Here is a 13,236-nt window from a genome sequence, read left to right as displayed (position 1 = left end):
CCCTGAATGTGGAGCTGGAAAAAGCCATGCTGCCCAATGCCGATAAAGTAGCCGCCAGGCTTGAAGAGCTGCTGGGGTATTAAGAACACCCCCCCTGCTAAACACAAACCCCCTGGCGCTGTATTGTACAGTGCCAGGGGGTTTTATGATGCTAGCGGCCGGTGCCGGCTACTCCTCTATGATCTCATATTCTATGTGCTTGAGCGTTCCGTTGTTGTACTGGGCAGCGGCGCAGGCGGTGAGGCCTACCACCAGGTCCATTTCGGCCCGGAAGAGCACATAATCGCCCGCTTTGCTGGCGGGGGTGTCTACCGAAAGGCTGCCATCGGCCTGCAGCTGCGTATTCATAAAGAGCTTAAAGGTGATGTAGATCTCATCCGGATCTATGTCCCAGGCCATCAGGCGGCCGTGCAGGTTCTCATGGCAGGAAGAAATGTTGGCCTCGGTGCTGTTGGTTTGCTGATACATTTCCTGGCTACAGGGGGCCAGCAGAAAATCATGGCGGCCGCAGCTGTCTTCCAGCAGGCTAAGCATGGGCCTGCTGCGGTTGCTGTACAGCACATGGCCCTGGCGGATCAGCCAGGCGCCGGCATGGTCCAGGGTTCGCCCGCTGCTCAACCATTCATCCGGATCCGTAAGGTTATAGCAGATAAGTTCACTTACCTGCTCGCCTGTGGGAGCTGTTACCTTTAGCAACTGTCCCTGCCGTAATTCAAAAGCGGTGCCTGAATGTGGATCGATCCGTTCCTTCACTACTTCTTTCATGGTGATTTTCATGAGTGGTGGTTTGGTTAAGCGTAAAGAGGCTGATGTGTGTTTGTCTGTGGGTGTTTTCGGCCCGATAATCCTGATGGTGAAAACTACCCCGGTCTACAAAGTAAAAAGTATGGGCGATACTTCCCTAAAAGGGCAACAGCTGCTCTGTTTTGCCCCGCTGCGCTGTAAAAATGCTGGCTGCTCCAGCCTGCTGGTCAACTTATAGCTAGAACGTAGCGAGAGGGGGTAAGGTTGGTTTTTTTGATTTGAAGTTTAGCCGGCTTGCCTGTGCAGGGGCATTTCTCTAAAAGCGGTACTCCCAAACAGGGAATGAAGGAAACAGGCAGCAGCCTGGCTTTCAGGCAGGTACACGCAGGCACACCCGTTGGGGACCTGTCTATTGGCAATACCCTGCTCCCTGCTGCAGGTGTAGCAGGGAGGCCAGCTGCCTCCTACTCCTGTGGCGGGTTGATCATGATGTGAGCGGCATGGGTGCCGGGGTACATGATCCAGGGCATGGCTGGGCCCTCGGGCTTCAGGGGCAGACCGGTGCTTTCGGCCGTAGCCCAGGGGATGTAGACCACATAGCGCAGGTAGCCGTTTTTAACCTCGCCGGTGCTCACATTCACACTCTCCCTGGGGGCCGTATAGACAAAGAGGGTTGTCGGCTGCTTTGGCAGGATCAGCTTACCGCTTTTGCTCTCCTTTTCCCGGGTATCAAAGATCTCCTGAAAGCTCATGCCTCCTTTGCGAAGCTCCCGGCCCCGGGCCATAAAGGGGTCCAGGTCTTTGTGATAGCAGGAAACCGAGAACCCTTCCTGCCGGGGATCATCGGCCAGACACACCAGCTCATTGGTACCTTTGCGCAGCAGCACCAGCTCGCCCATGGGCGAGTAGCCCCATACGGCGGCGCCCTCCCGCTTGTCAGAGGGGGCAGCCAGCAGCGCCAGGGCAATCTGTTTATCAGCAGCAGGAGGAGCTGTCTGTTGTGCCTGCAGGGGATAAAGGGGTACCAGCAGGGTGGCTAGCAGTAGAAGGGGGGCAATGCGAGTCATGTCTGTAGGGCTAACTAAAAAATTGCGATGTTTGCCCTAAAAAGGTACTAAATACGGCTGCTCTAGTCAAGTAAGGCCCCATAAATGCCAATTTTCTTTTTCATAAGGGCTACTATTTGCGCCAGCCTCTTTAACTTACCTGCAGCACCAAATTTTTATCCGATGCGCTGCCCCAAACTCAACGCTCCATTATTTGCCAGCCTGGCCCTTTGCCTGATGTTCCTACTGCCCCTGCCGCATGCCCGGGCGCAGAAACGGCAAGCGGCCGCCGCCACACCCTCCGAGGCGGAGCTCACCCGCGTAGCCTACCAAAGCCAGGCCACCGGGCAGCAACGGGAATATTTTGTCTATCTGCCTAAGGGGTATAAAACCGAAAAGGGAAAGAAATGGCCAGTACTCCTTTTTTTGCATGGCAATGGCGAGCGGGGCAATGCAAAAGAGGAGCTGGATTATGTGCTGCACCATGGCCCTCTTTACGAAGCCTGGGTACAAAAGCGGGACCTGCCCTTCATTATTGTTTCTCCCCAACTGCCTATGTATGGAATGGATTCGCTGGCCGACTACATTCGCAACCGTAAGGCAGCTGATATCCCGCGTCGACAGACCCAGGGGGTACCCCCCAGGCCAGCAAAGTTTCCCACCCCCACTCCCATGACCGGGGCCGTGCAGAACCCTGCGCTGCCCGTTCCGCCCGAGGGGCCGCCTGTAGGCTGGTTTATGCTGGAGCAGGACCTGCTGGGCATCATTGAAAGTACCCTCAGCACCTATGCGGCAGACCGGGACCGCCTGTACCTGAGCGGCATCAGCTACGGCGGGTTTGGGGCCTGGTATATGGCCGGCAAACACCCCCAGCTGTTTGCTGCCCTGGTGCCGGTGGTAGGCTATGGCCATCCCGATCTGATGAAGCCCATTGCCGAGCGGCAGCTGCCCCTCTGGGTTTTTGCCGGTGGCCGGGATGGGGTGGTGCAGCCCCAGTTTTTCTACCCCGCCCTCAATGCGCTTGAAAGCCATGGCCATCAGCAGGTACAATTTACCATCCATGCCGACATGAACCACGATGCCTGGGTGCGGGTATATGCCGGCCAGGACATCTACGACTGGATGCTGCAGCAAAAACGAAGCAAGCCCTAAGCCGCACAGGGCTAGCTGTGGGTTTTCAGAGCAGTAAAAGGTCCAGGGGGAAACAGGGAAACAGGCCTGTTTCTAGCTCCTGGCCTGCACCTGTGTACTGAAAACCCTATGCCATTTTTTGTTTATCCCTTGGAAATAAGCGGCTGGCCTATGCTCAACAAAACTGGGGCAATTGCAGCAGAATGAGCGAAAATACTACGTCAGAGATCCGATCTGCTTAAATTTGTCGTACTTGGCTGCATGCGTCTAGAAAGAAATGTTGTTGCCCCCACCTTTGTGCTGCGGGATGTCTTTGGCCGGACCATTGACCTGGCCAGCTATGCGGATAAAAAAGTCCTGATTGCCTTTTTTCGGCATGCGGGCTGCCCTTTTTGTAACCTGCGGGTGCATTTGCTGACCAAACTTCACAAAGAGCTGCAGCAAAAAGGGCTGGAAATGATCTTTTTCTTTGAGTCTAAGGAGCAGATCATACTCCGAAGCACCTTTCACCAGGAAGTATCCCCGGTGCCCATCATCTCCGATCCGGAAAAGAAATGGTACGATGCCTACGGGCTGGAAACCTCCCTGTTTAAATCGTCCATGGGCCATCTGACCACCTTTGTGCAAACCGCCCTTACCGCCAAAATGACAGGGGTGCCCCTGCACCCCATGGCCGATGGCGAATCGTTTTCCACCATGCCGGCCGAGTTTCTGCTGGACAGGGGACTGGTAGTGCGGGAGCTGCATTATTCCCAGCGCCTCAGTGATCGCATGGACCTCAGCGCCATTAAGGCTTTTGCCGATAGTGAAGCCGTGCCGGCCTGATCAATCCCTTCTGTATAGGAGTGATTGCGCTCCGGCCAGCACCTGTTGAGCAGCCTCAGAATCGGGCTGATTGCAAATGCGGCCGCAATTCCCGTATTTAGGGAAGAGATGATGCGATTCCTGCTTTTGTTCATTCCTCTGCTCCTTAGCCTCCTGCCTATGGCCACTGCCCAGCGCATGCGCACGCATGGTATTGAAACCGGGGTGCTGCTGCCCGGCCCGCTCAATGCCATTACCGATGTGGCAGGGGTACAGGTAGGGCATTCCACCCTTATTTCCGGCGATAGCATTCGCACGGGCGTTACAGCCATTATTCCCCACAAGGGCAATCTGTTTCAGCAGAAGGTGCCGGCGGCCATTTACATTGGCAATGGCTTTGGCAAACTGGTCGGCTACAGCCAGGTAGAGGAGCTGGGCAATCTGGAAACCCCCATCATTCTTACCAACACCCTAAGCGTGCCGGTGGCTGCCAATGCCCTGATCACCTATACCCTGCGCCAGCCGGGCAATGAGGGGGTGCAGTCGGTAAATGCCGTAGTGGGCGAAACCAACGATGGCTGGCTCAACGATATCCGCGGCCGGTACCTAACCGAAACCCATGTGCTGGAAGCCCTGCAGCAGGCCAAAGACGGGCCGGTTGCCGAGGGCAATGTAGGCGCAGGCACCGGTACGGTTTGCTTTGGCTATAAGGGGGGTATTGGCACTTCCTCCCGCGTACTGCCGGCCCCTTTGGGCGGCTATACGGTAGGGGTGCTGGTGCAGAGCAATTTTGGCGGGGTGCTGGAGATTGCCGGTGTACCGGTAGGGAAGGAACTGGGCCGCTACCCCTACCGGGAGCGGCTGCAGCAGCAGGCCGATGGCTCCTGCATGATGGTGGTGATCACCGATGCGCCGCTGGATGCCCGCAACCTCAAACGCCTGGCCAAACGGGCCATGCTGGGGCTGGCCAAAACAGGGGGAATTGCCTCCAACGGCAGCGGCGATTATGTGATTGCCCTGTCGGTAGCCCCCGAAAACCTGATCCCCCATACGCCCGGAGATGGGCTGTACGCCAGCCAGGTGCTGCACAATGATGCCGTAACCCCCCTCTTTCTGGCAACCATTGAAGCTACGGAAGAGGCCATCCTCAACTCGCTATTTGCAGCCCAGCGCATGCAGGGATTTCAGGGCCGCACCATAGAGGCGCTTCCCCTGCAGCAGGTATTGCCCCTGATGAAGCGCTGGGGCCGCATCCGCCAGCGGTAGCTGCGGGCATTTCACCCACCCCTGCGAGTGCGCTAAAATGATCCGGGAGTTCTCCAAGTTTAGGCTTGTTTGTAGTAGAACTATTCGTAGATTTGTTTTTTGTATTTGAGTACGCCCCTGACCGAAACAGAAGGCCGCTTGCGGGGTTAATGAGTAATGCGCATGGTAGTAGATTTTCTTTCACTTTTATTGGTGGTTTTTGGCTGCATTAGCTGCTCTCAGGAAGAGGTAGTGCCTGCCGACGACAAAGCCTATCTGCTGTATGACTCCATACCGGCAGCGCATGTGGTAGTGCCCATGATCCGGGAAGCTTCCGGCCTGGTCGATAGCAAAACAGTGAGCAAGCACCTATGGGTACATGAGGATAGCGGAAACCAGCCGCAGCTGTACCTGCTGGGGCATGATGGCAAGGTGCAGAAAACCGTGCAGCTGAAGGGGATTGTAAACAGGGACTGGGAAGAAATGAGCCGCCTGGGCTCCGATCTGTTCATTGCCGAAACCGGTGATAACCTGTTGCGCTATGAGAGCTATGCGTTCTACCAGTTTGCCGAGCCTGGCGCCAGCACCGATACGGTCCGCGATATCCGTACCATCCGCTTTGTGTACGAAGATGGCCCGCACGATGCCGAAGCTTTTCTGATCGATCCCCAGAGCAAGGACATTTTTATCATTACCAAGCGGGATACCCCTTCCCTGATCTTCAAACTGGCGGCCCCCTACAGCTATAGTGAGCTGAATACTGCCCGTAAGGTGGGTGAGCTGCCCTTTAGCGGCGTAGTAGGGGCGGCCCTCTCGCCCGATGGCAGCGAGATACTTTTAAAAACATACCCCAATGTGCACCACTACAGCCGCAGCAAAGGCCAGTCCATTGCGGATGCTCTCCGGCAGGAAGCACGGCTGTTGCCCTACCGCCTGGAGCCCCAGGGCGAGGCGGTGGCTTTCTCAAATGCCCGGGATGGCTTTTTTACCCTTAGCGAAAAAGGCTTTGGCACGGTGGTAAACCTGCACTTTTACCGGCGCAATCCGTAAGCTGTATGCCCCCATCGAGCGGGCAGCATCAAAGCAGAAACATGTTGCGGATGCCGTTGGCGATCATGTCAATGCCGATGGCGCCTACAAAAAAGCCGTTGATGCGCAGCAGGATCTCCATATTCTTATCAAAGGCCACCCGGAATTTGTGCACCTTTATGCGGCTGCGCATTTCCTTGAGCCCCAGCACAATTATAAAATTAATGATCATGATCAGGGTAAGTGCCAGCACCCCATAGGGCATGGGCAGCTGCTCACCCAGCAGGATGGAGAGGGATATGGTGCCGGCTCCCACCATAAAGGGCAGGGCAATTTCGGAAGCCATGTCGTGCAGGTCGCCTTTGGTCTGGATAAAGGCTTTGCGCCCCCGCACGATGAACATATAGGCCAGCGAAAACAGGATGATACCCCCAAAGATGCGAAACGACTCAAAGGAGATGCGGAATACCCGGGCAAAAATGAAGTTGCCAAACAGCACAAAGACCAGGTAAATGCAAAAAGAAATAAGGCTGGCCCTCAGAAATACCGAGAAAAATTCCCGGTCGGAGAGGTCCCGCATGAGTGGTTTCAGGTAGAGAAACAGGGCAAAGGGGTTCAGCATGACCAAAAAGGCCAGTATTGCAGCAGACATATCCATATAAGTCCAAACAGCCCCATGGCCGCATTGTTGGCGAAAAAAGCCGCAGTACGACCGGCTGCCCCCTTTATCCGTACGGCCATAGTTCTTGGTAAACATACAAAAGGCTTTACCTTTGCAGACAGCCCTGCCCCAAAGCAGAAACCTTGGGGGCTTTTTTTGTTATCTTTTTATATCCTTAGGATCGAACATCTATGAGCAAACCCGTTATTCGCAGCTTTGCTGAATTTCAGCAGTATGAAGGTACCGAGCTGGGCGTGTCTGACTGGCACACCATTACCCAGGAGCAGATCAACCTTTTTGCCGATGCCACCCTGGACCATCAGTGGATTCACCTGGATAGCGAACGGGCCAAAGCCGAATCGCCCTTTGGCAATACCATTGCCCATGGGTATCTTACCGTGGCGCTGCTGCCTCATTTCTGGGCACAGGTGGTATCGGTAGAAAACATCAAGATGCAGGTCAATTACGAGATCGAGAGCCTGCGTTTTGGACAAGCCGTGCCGGTAAACAGCCGGGTGCGCCTGCGGGTAAAAGTGCTATCGGTAAAAAACCTGCGCGGCATTGCCAAAGCTCAGCTGGAGGTAAGCATGGAGGTAGAAGGGGAGAAGAAGCCTGCCTATACCGGGGTGATCACCTTTCTCTACCATTTCAACGAGTAGGGCAACCACCGCCGCCGCAGGGCTTGCTGTTTTGCTTCTCCTGCAGGGGCCGCAAGCCCTGTGCAAGGGGGCAGGCAGGCGTTAGGCCAGCCGGTGCAGCCCCTTGCTTTCTAATCCAATACCAGGTACCTATATGCGTTCTCCAGCCCTTTATCGCTTTGCTATACTGATTGTGTTTGTGCTGGCCGGCCAGCAACTGGCGGCTCAATCGCCTTTTCTGGAAAAGATGCGAACCCTGTGCGGCAATAGCTATGGCGGCAGGGTAGTATTTCCCGAAGGAGGGGCAGACCCCTTTAGCGGCCAGGCGCTCAGCATCCATGTTACCAGCTGCAAGGCCCGGGAGATTCGCATCCCCTTTCATGTAGGGGCCGACCGCTCCCGTACCTGGGTGCTTACCCAGCTGCCCGAGGGCCTGCAGCTGAAGCACGACCACCGGCACGAAGACGGCACCCCCGATGAGATTACGATGTACGGCGGCATGGCCAATGCAGCAGGTACCCCCTGGGTGCAGTACTTCCCGGCCGATGCCCATACGGCCGCCCTTATTCCGGCTGCTGCTACCAACGAATGGAGCCTGCAGCTAAGCCAGGATGGCAAAACGCTCAGCTACATCCTGAAACGGGATGGCGCCCTGCGCTTTAGAGCCGATTTTGACCTGACCACCACCCTGCATTAATGCAATGCGCTGCCGGCAACCGGCAGAGGAGCTGCAGGGGCCTTGGCCTGGCAGAAGCAGCATAAAAAAAGCCCCTTGTCTGTGTATGCAGACAGGGGGCTTTTGCAGTGAAAGGACTGGTTTAGGAAAGCTGCTGGCTGGGTGCCTGCTGGATGTGCAGGGTGCGCTGCGGAAAGGGAATGGTAATGCCCTGCGCGTCAAAGGCCTTTTTCACCCGTTCGTTCATGTCAAAGAACATCTGCCAGTAATTCTCCTGCAGCACCTCTGCCCGAACCCGTATGTTAACCGAGCTGTCGGCCAGGGCTAGTACATTGATGTAGGGGTTTTCAACATTGAGCACCCGCGGATCGCTAAAGATCACCTCACGGATAATGCTGCGAGCCTGGTCAATGCTGTCGCTGTAGCTGATGCCAAATACCCACTCCACCATCCTGGATTTTTCCCGGGAATAGTTTACGATATTATTATTGGCCAGCGGACCATTGGGGATGATGATCACCTTTTTATCAAAGGTAAGCATGTAGGTATGAAAGATCTGGATCTCGGTAACGGTGCCGATAAGCCCCTGCGCTTCAATGACCTCGCCTACCCGAAAGGGCTTCAGAAAGAGGATAAGCACCCCACCGGCAAAGTTGGAGAGACTACCCTGCAGGGCCAGGCCTATGGCCAGACCGGCTGCACCCAATACGGCAATAAAGGAGGTGGTTTCTATGCCCACCATTCCCGCAACGCTGATGATCAGCATTACCACCAGCACTATTTTAATGATGCTGCTCAGGAAAGGGGCCAGGGAAGGATCTACCTTGCGGTTGGTAAGCGCGCGCCGCAGCAGCATGGTTAGCTTGCTAACCAGCCAGAGGCCTACGATGAGCGTAAAGAGCGCAAGCAGCAGTTTGGGAATGTAGAGGGTGGCCAGTTCGGTAAGGTTGGTAACGACTGCCGTAATGTTGATGTCTTGCATGATCAAACAGATTGAAGGGACCAAAAATACAAAACTCCCCCCGTTTTCATGCAGCTTTGGCGGAGAAATCAGCATAGAGCAATGCTGCTGCAGGAGATAGATCCCTACAGGCTGAGCCCGCTCCTTTTAGCAAATCCAATAGGGCTTAGCTGGTTAGAGAGCCCCCTTTCCGCCAATCGCAGCCGTCAGGCTCTTTAGAAGGGGTAGCCAATGCCAATGTTGAGGATAATGGGGTCTTTGTCCCAGAAGGAAAGCTCTTCGGCACCGGCGCCATACTGCTTGTTGAAGATCCAGCCTGTGCTGTAATCAAACTCGCCCCCACCCAGAGGGGTAACCGCCTGCGGATTATAGAGCTTAAAGCCAAGGTCAAAGCGGATGATCAGGAATGAAAAGTCGAGCCGGACCCCATAGCCGGAACCCAGGGCTATCTGGCGGTAGAACTGGCTGGCCTCAAAGCGGCTGCCGGGCTGTGCGGCGGCTTCCCGCAGGCGCCAGACGTTGCCCGCATCCAGGAAGAGCGCCCCGTTCAGAAAGCCAAAAATATTGTGCCGGTGTTCGATGCTGGCCTCCAGGATCACCTCGCCCGGCTGCTCGATCAGGTTGGTGTACGAATTTCCATCTACCTGATATTCCGGATCGGGGGTATACACGCCTGGTCCCAGGCGGCGGGGTCGGAAGGCCCGGATGCTGTTGCTACCGCCCGCAAAGAAGAATTTCTCATAGGGTAGGGTGGCTTGTATGGGGTTGCCGGCTTCATCCTGCCCTCCGCTACCGTAGGGGATCGCCACACCGGCATTGATGCGCCAGGCAATGGCATTTTTTCCCTTCAGGGGGATAAACTGGCGATAATCGTTGCTGAACTTAAGAAAGCGGAAAGTAGCCAGACTATCGCCCCCCAGCAGACCCCCATCCCGTATAAAGCCAAAGTCGAACAGGTTTTGGGTAGTGCCCCCGCTTTCGATATAAGGGCGTATGTAGCGGGAACGCTCCAGGTAGGTGCCGTAGTTGTTCTTATTCAGCACCGCAAAGCCATAAATGGAGCTTACAAAAGAGGAGGTAAAGGAATAAATGTAGGGGTTGCCCTGATCCCGCCACTCCAGCAGGCGCTGGTAAAAGCGGTTGGTTTCCCGGTCGCCGCTAAACTCGGACTGGATCAGGTTAATGTCGATGGGCGCAATGGTGTATAGGTTGTTGTAAAAATTGCCCCGGTTTCGCTTCTCCGTCTGCCAGGAGTAGAGCAGGGAGGTATTGAAGCTGTTCCGGGTAAATTCGCCCCTGTCGGTAAAGTTTACCCCCAGCAGCATGCGGGTCTTGGGGTTGAAGTGGCCCAGGTAATTGCGCCTACGTTCGCTCAGGGGTGCCAGAAATTGCGGAAAGATCAGCGACAGGTTGCCGCCAAACTGCCGGCTGGTAAAGGGGGTATTGGGGTCTGTGGGCGAGGGTACCCCTTCCAGGGCGGCCCGCACGTTAAACTCCAGGTTTTCCAGCCCGCCAAAGACGTTGCGCATGGTCCAGGTACTGGTAAAGAACGGTCCGGGCACCCCAATGCTATAGGTAAGGCCCAGTTCGTTGCTGGTCTGAAAGCGCTTCAGGGGGTTGGTATAGATGTAGCTGATAAATTTGCCGTCGGCCGTATCATAATTGATGTTGATGAACTTAAAGTTGTCCAGGTTGGCCAGCTGCTTTTGGGTTTCCATGGTTTCCTGCCGGCTGTAGAGGCTGTCGGGCCGGATAAACACCCGGTTGTTGAGGATCTTTTTGGAGTAGCGGTCTTCAAAAAAGCGGTAGGTAACCCCATTGTATACCTCATTCTGGCGGCCCTCCAGGTCGCCCCGCACAGTGGCATCCGTCACAAACACCACCGAATCAACCGTAAACTGCCGGTGGTAGCCCCTGTCGGCCGGCCGCAGAATTTCGGTTTCAATGGAGACCAGGTGATCGCCGTAGGTAGAGTCTACGTTGAACTCAATGTACTGGGGGCTGAACTCGTAATAGCCATTATTGCGCATGAGCTCGTTGATGCGGTTGCGCTCCGAGGAGAGATCGGCCTGGTCGTAGCGCTTTTTCTTTAGCAGGTAGCTCTGGTCTATATGGTCCAGCATGAGCTGGCGGATCTGCTGGTTGGTTACCTTAAGCCAGGCGGTGTCTACCAGGTACTCCCGGTTTTCGGTGATGTGGTAAGTAACATTCACCTTGCGGTCGGTGGTATCGGAGGTGTAGCGGGTAGCAGCGTTAAAAAAGCCTTTGTTGTGCAGGTACTGCTGCATCTGGTCGGCACTTTGGGAGGCCAGGGTGCTGTCATAGACCGTCACGGGCTCGCCAATGCGCATGAGCATATTGCCCTCCTCCAGGTTGCGGTTTATTTTTTCAAGCTTCGACTCTTTTTTGGCCTGCAGGCGGTCCCGGCGGCGCTCTTTGCCTTCGGCAGCAGCTTCGGCTATGCGTTCGTCAAATTTCTGGATGGTTTCTTCCCGTTTGCGGCGCAGCTTGTCGGGATTATAGAAGTTCTCTCCCAGGTAGTAGATGGAAACATAAGGCGCCCAGGGGATCAGGGGGGTGCGCACATTGGCCTCCTGCCGGTAAAAATCGTCCAGCTCATCATCGGCTATGGTGTTGTTTCCCTCGATGGATTGCTGATAGAGCAGGTATTCGTTTTCTTCCAGATGTTTAATGCCAAGGCAGGCCTGTAAAAGGGTAAGTGAGAAGAAAATGAGCAGCAAACGGCCAAAAGCCGGCAAGAAACAATATTTTCGTGTCATGGTATCCAAAAATCTAAGCCGCCTTGTTCGCTCCCTGCATCAAAAAAAGTACAGGAAAACGGAAAATCTGTTTTTAGTGGAAGGCGCAAAAAGCGTGCTGGAAGTTATACAATCCCGCTATAGTGTCAAAACGCTATTGGCTACTCCAATGTTTTTGGAAGAACATGCGGATATCCTGAGCCAGAAGCCGCTACAGCTGCAGGAGGCCAGCCCGACCGAGTTGGATGCCCTGGGTACACTGCAAACCAACCATACCGCTCTGGCCGTAGTAGAAATGCAGCCCAACCTGCCCCTGCAGGCGGGCCCCGGCGAGTGGGCCCTGCTGCTGGAAGAGGTGGGCGACCCCGGCAACCTGGGCACCATTATCCGCATAGCCGACTGGTACGGCATCCGCAAGCTGATCTGCTCCCCCGGCACCGTTGATTTTTACAACCCCAAGGTAGTCACCAGCAGCAAGGGCTCCTTTACCCGGGTGCAGGCCTACTATACCGAGCTCTTACCTTTTCTGGAGCAACAACGGCTGCCGGTCTATGGGGCCGATCTGCAGGGCGAGCCGGTGCACAGCTTCGCCTTTCCGGAAGGGGGCTACCTGCTTATGGGCAGCGAAGCGCATGGCATCTCTCCGCTAGTAGCTGCAAAACTGAGCGGGCGCCTCACCATCCCGGCCTACGGGCAGGCCGAGTCGCTGAATGTGGCCATTGCCACCGCTATCATCTGCGATAACCTCAGGCGCAGCCAGCCCATCAGGCCCTGATCCTGGGCTGCTGTTCGGGTGCAGTGCCTGCAAGGTAGCGGTCTATGGCCCGGTGGGCCGGGTAGAGCAGGGGGGTAAGCAGCACGGCCACAAAAAATTTGTAGATGTAGTTGAGCAGCGCCACGCTCAGGATTTGCTGCAGGGGCCAGTTGCCAAACACATAAAAGGCAATGTAGATCACCACAAGGCTATCTACCAGCTGCGACACCACCGTAGAGCCCGTGGCCCGCAGCCACAGAAAGCGCCCCCCGGTGGCCCGGCGCAGCTTCTGGAACACCCAGGCATCCAGCAGCTGCCCCAGCAAAAAGGCTGTAATGGAGCCTACAATAATGCCCAGCCCCTGTTGGTAAATAAGCGTATAGGCCCAGTTGATGTTAAAAGGCTGCCCCTCGGGATCGCGGCTGTTGAGCTCCAGCCAGAAGGCGGCCGGCTCCAGGCGGGTTACGGCCCAGATGACGGCAAAGGCATACACAATGAGGCCGGCGGTAATAAAACTGATGCGCCGCACCCCCTCCCTGCCAAAGTACTCATTGATCAGGTCGGTGGTGATAAAGACCACGGGCCAGATCATGACCCCGGCCGTAAGGTTAAAATCCAGGATGTAGCCAGGCAGCAGCGGCAGTTGGGCCGGGGGCAGGCCCAGGCTGGCTTCCAGCGAAAAGATCTTTACCCCCAGCAGCTCGGCCAGCAGGGCATTGGTCAGAAACAGGGCCGAAAGAAACAGATACAGCAGGTGGCGTTTTTCCAGTCTAAAGGGGCTCAAGGCT

At 55.6% G+C, this 13,236-nt stretch carries 14 protein-coding genes; 8 read left to right on the top strand and 6 right to left on the bottom strand.

Annotation, left to right across the window (positions count from 1 at the left end):
- Positions 1-168 precede the first annotated feature (168 nt).
- A complete protein-coding gene (locus ADICEAN_RS02805) occupies positions 169-777 on the bottom strand; it encodes a DUF1989 domain-containing protein (RefSeq protein WP_009194004.1) in 609 nt (202 codons plus the stop codon).
- Here ADICEAN_RS02805 and ADICEAN_RS22250 point away from each other — a divergent pair.
- Positions 764-982 (top strand): hypothetical protein, encoded by a 219-nt coding sequence (locus ADICEAN_RS22250; RefSeq protein WP_152426288.1) that lies wholly within the window; start codon positions 764-766, stop codon positions 980-982. The two genes, ADICEAN_RS02805 and ADICEAN_RS22250, sit on opposite strands and share 14 nt — an antisense overlap.
- A 226-nt stretch (positions 983-1,208) precedes the next feature.
- Here ADICEAN_RS22250 and ADICEAN_RS02800 read toward each other — a convergent pair whose 3' ends face one another.
- Positions 1,209-1,811 (bottom strand): hypothetical protein, encoded by a 603-nt coding sequence (locus ADICEAN_RS02800; RefSeq protein ID WP_009194003.1) that lies wholly within the window; start codon positions 1,809-1,811, stop codon positions 1,209-1,211.
- 162 nt (positions 1,812-1,973) lie between these two features.
- Here ADICEAN_RS02800 and ADICEAN_RS02795 point away from each other — a divergent pair, with 162 nt between their 5' ends.
- The 4 genes from ADICEAN_RS02795 to ADICEAN_RS02780 all read left to right on the top strand — a co-directional run bounded on the left by ADICEAN_RS02795 (position 1,974) and on the right by ADICEAN_RS02780 (position 6,020).
- Positions 1,974-2,942, top strand: a complete 969-nt coding sequence (locus tag ADICEAN_RS02795; protein WP_009194002.1) for a carboxylesterase family protein — start codon at positions 1,974-1,976, stop codon at positions 2,940-2,942.
- 240 nt (positions 2,943-3,182) lie between these two features.
- The gene (locus ADICEAN_RS02790) at positions 3,183-3,746 is read left to right on the top strand and encodes a peroxiredoxin-like family protein (RefSeq protein WP_009194001.1); all 564 of its coding nucleotides are present in this window, start codon (positions 3,183-3,185) and stop codon (positions 3,744-3,746) included.
- A 159-nt stretch (positions 3,747-3,905) separates the two neighbouring features.
- Entirely contained in the window at positions 3,906-4,991 is a 1,086-nt protein-coding gene (locus tag ADICEAN_RS02785; protein WP_009194000.1) for a DmpA family aminopeptidase, read from the top strand.
- Between the two features lie 162 nt (positions 4,992-5,153).
- A complete protein-coding gene (locus tag ADICEAN_RS02780) occupies positions 5,154-6,020 on the top strand; it encodes a hypothetical protein (protein WP_152426287.1) in 867 nt (288 codons plus the stop codon).
- A gap of 28 nt (positions 6,021-6,048) precedes the next feature.
- Here the strand turns inward: ADICEAN_RS02780 and ADICEAN_RS02775 are convergent, their stop codons facing one another.
- On the bottom strand, positions 6,049-6,651 hold the full coding sequence (locus tag ADICEAN_RS02775; RefSeq protein WP_083879659.1) for a MarC family protein: 603 nt from the start codon (positions 6,649-6,651) through the stop codon (positions 6,049-6,051).
- A gap of 200 nt (positions 6,652-6,851) precedes the next feature.
- Between ADICEAN_RS02775 and ADICEAN_RS02770 the strand changes: the two genes are divergently transcribed.
- The gene (locus ADICEAN_RS02770; RefSeq protein WP_009193997.1) at positions 6,852-7,319 is read left to right on the top strand and encodes a MaoC family dehydratase; all 468 of its coding nucleotides are present in this window, start codon (positions 6,852-6,854) and stop codon (positions 7,317-7,319) included.
- A 133-nt stretch (positions 7,320-7,452) separates the two neighbouring features.
- Complete coding sequence (locus ADICEAN_RS02765) at positions 7,453-7,995, top strand: hypothetical protein (protein ID WP_009193996.1); 543 nt, start codon at positions 7,453-7,455, stop codon at positions 7,993-7,995.
- A gap of 121 nt (positions 7,996-8,116) precedes the next feature.
- Here the strand turns inward: ADICEAN_RS02765 and ADICEAN_RS02760 are convergent, their stop codons facing one another.
- Together ADICEAN_RS02760 and tamL are read right to left on the bottom strand one after the other, a co-directional pair.
- Positions 8,117-8,956: a mechanosensitive ion channel family protein gene (locus ADICEAN_RS02760; protein ID WP_009193995.1), complete on the bottom strand. Its 840-nt coding sequence runs from the start codon at positions 8,954-8,956 to the stop codon at positions 8,117-8,119.
- A gap of 194 nt (positions 8,957-9,150) precedes the next feature.
- Positions 9,151-11,715 carry a translocation and assembly module lipoprotein TamL gene (gene tamL, locus ADICEAN_RS02755; RefSeq protein ID WP_009193994.1) on the bottom strand — a complete coding sequence of 855 codons (2,565 nt, stop codon included), beginning with the start codon at positions 11,713-11,715 and terminating at the stop codon, positions 9,151-9,153.
- On the opposite strand from tamL, the gene ADICEAN_RS02750 reads away from it, so the two are divergent.
- Positions 11,666-12,469 (top strand): RNA methyltransferase, encoded by an 804-nt coding sequence (locus tag ADICEAN_RS02750; protein ID WP_394330740.1) that lies wholly within the window; start codon positions 11,666-11,668, stop codon positions 12,467-12,469. The two genes, tamL and ADICEAN_RS02750, sit on opposite strands and share 50 nt — an antisense overlap.
- On the opposite strand, the gene ADICEAN_RS02745 is transcribed toward ADICEAN_RS02750, so the two are convergent.
- A complete protein-coding gene (locus ADICEAN_RS02745) occupies positions 12,459-13,232 on the bottom strand; it encodes a queuosine precursor transporter (RefSeq protein ID WP_009193992.1) in 774 nt (257 codons plus the stop codon). The genes ADICEAN_RS02750 and ADICEAN_RS02745 overlap by 11 nt on opposite strands.
- Between the last annotated feature and the right edge of the window lie 4 nt (positions 13,233-13,236).

The sequence above is a fragment of the Cesiribacter andamanensis AMV16 genome (assembly GCF_000348925.1).
Taxonomy (GTDB): Bacteria; Bacteroidota; Bacteroidia; order Cytophagales; family Cyclobacteriaceae; genus Cesiribacter; species Cesiribacter andamanensis.
Note: the sequence above shows the minus strand (reverse complement) of the source record. Positions and strands in the feature narration are given on the sequence as shown.

Excerpts from the sequence above, each read along its gene's own strand:
- ADICEAN_RS02805 (WP_009194004.1), bottom strand. The coding sequence starts at position 777 with ATGAAAATCACCATGAAAGAAGTAGTGAAGGAACGGATCGATCCACAT.
- ADICEAN_RS02780 (WP_152426287.1), top strand. The coding sequence starts at position 5,154 with ATGGTAGTAGATTTTCTTTCACTTTTATTGGTGGTTTTTGGCTGCATT.
- ADICEAN_RS02750 (WP_394330740.1), top strand. The coding sequence starts at position 11,666 with ATGAGCAGCAAACGGCCAAAAGCCGGCAAGAAACAATATTTTCGTGTC.
- ADICEAN_RS02795 (WP_009194002.1), top strand. The coding sequence starts at position 1,974 with ATGCGCTGCCCCAAACTCAACGCTCCATTATTTGCCAGCCTGGCCCTT.
- ADICEAN_RS02800 (WP_009194003.1), bottom strand. The coding sequence starts at position 1,811 with ATGACTCGCATTGCCCCCCTTCTACTGCTAGCCACCCTGCTGGTACCC.
- ADICEAN_RS02775 (WP_083879659.1), bottom strand. The coding sequence starts at position 6,651 with ATGTCTGCTGCAATACTGGCCTTTTTGGTCATGCTGAACCCCTTTGCC.
- ADICEAN_RS02770 (WP_009193997.1), top strand. The coding sequence starts at position 6,852 with ATGAGCAAACCCGTTATTCGCAGCTTTGCTGAATTTCAGCAGTATGAA.
- ADICEAN_RS02765 (WP_009193996.1), top strand. The coding sequence starts at position 7,453 with ATGCGTTCTCCAGCCCTTTATCGCTTTGCTATACTGATTGTGTTTGTG.
- ADICEAN_RS02760 (WP_009193995.1), bottom strand. The coding sequence starts at position 8,956 with ATGCAAGACATCAACATTACGGCAGTCGTTACCAACCTTACCGAACTG.
- ADICEAN_RS02790 (WP_009194001.1), top strand. The coding sequence starts at position 3,183 with ATGCGTCTAGAAAGAAATGTTGTTGCCCCCACCTTTGTGCTGCGGGAT.
- ADICEAN_RS22250 (WP_152426288.1), top strand. The coding sequence starts at position 764 with ATGGTGATTTTCATGAGTGGTGGTTTGGTTAAGCGTAAAGAGGCTGAT.
- ADICEAN_RS02785 (WP_009194000.1), top strand. The coding sequence starts at position 3,906 with ATGGCCACTGCCCAGCGCATGCGCACGCATGGTATTGAAACCGGGGTG.
- tamL (WP_009193994.1), bottom strand. The coding sequence starts at position 11,715 with ATGACACGAAAATATTGTTTCTTGCCGGCTTTTGGCCGTTTGCTGCTC.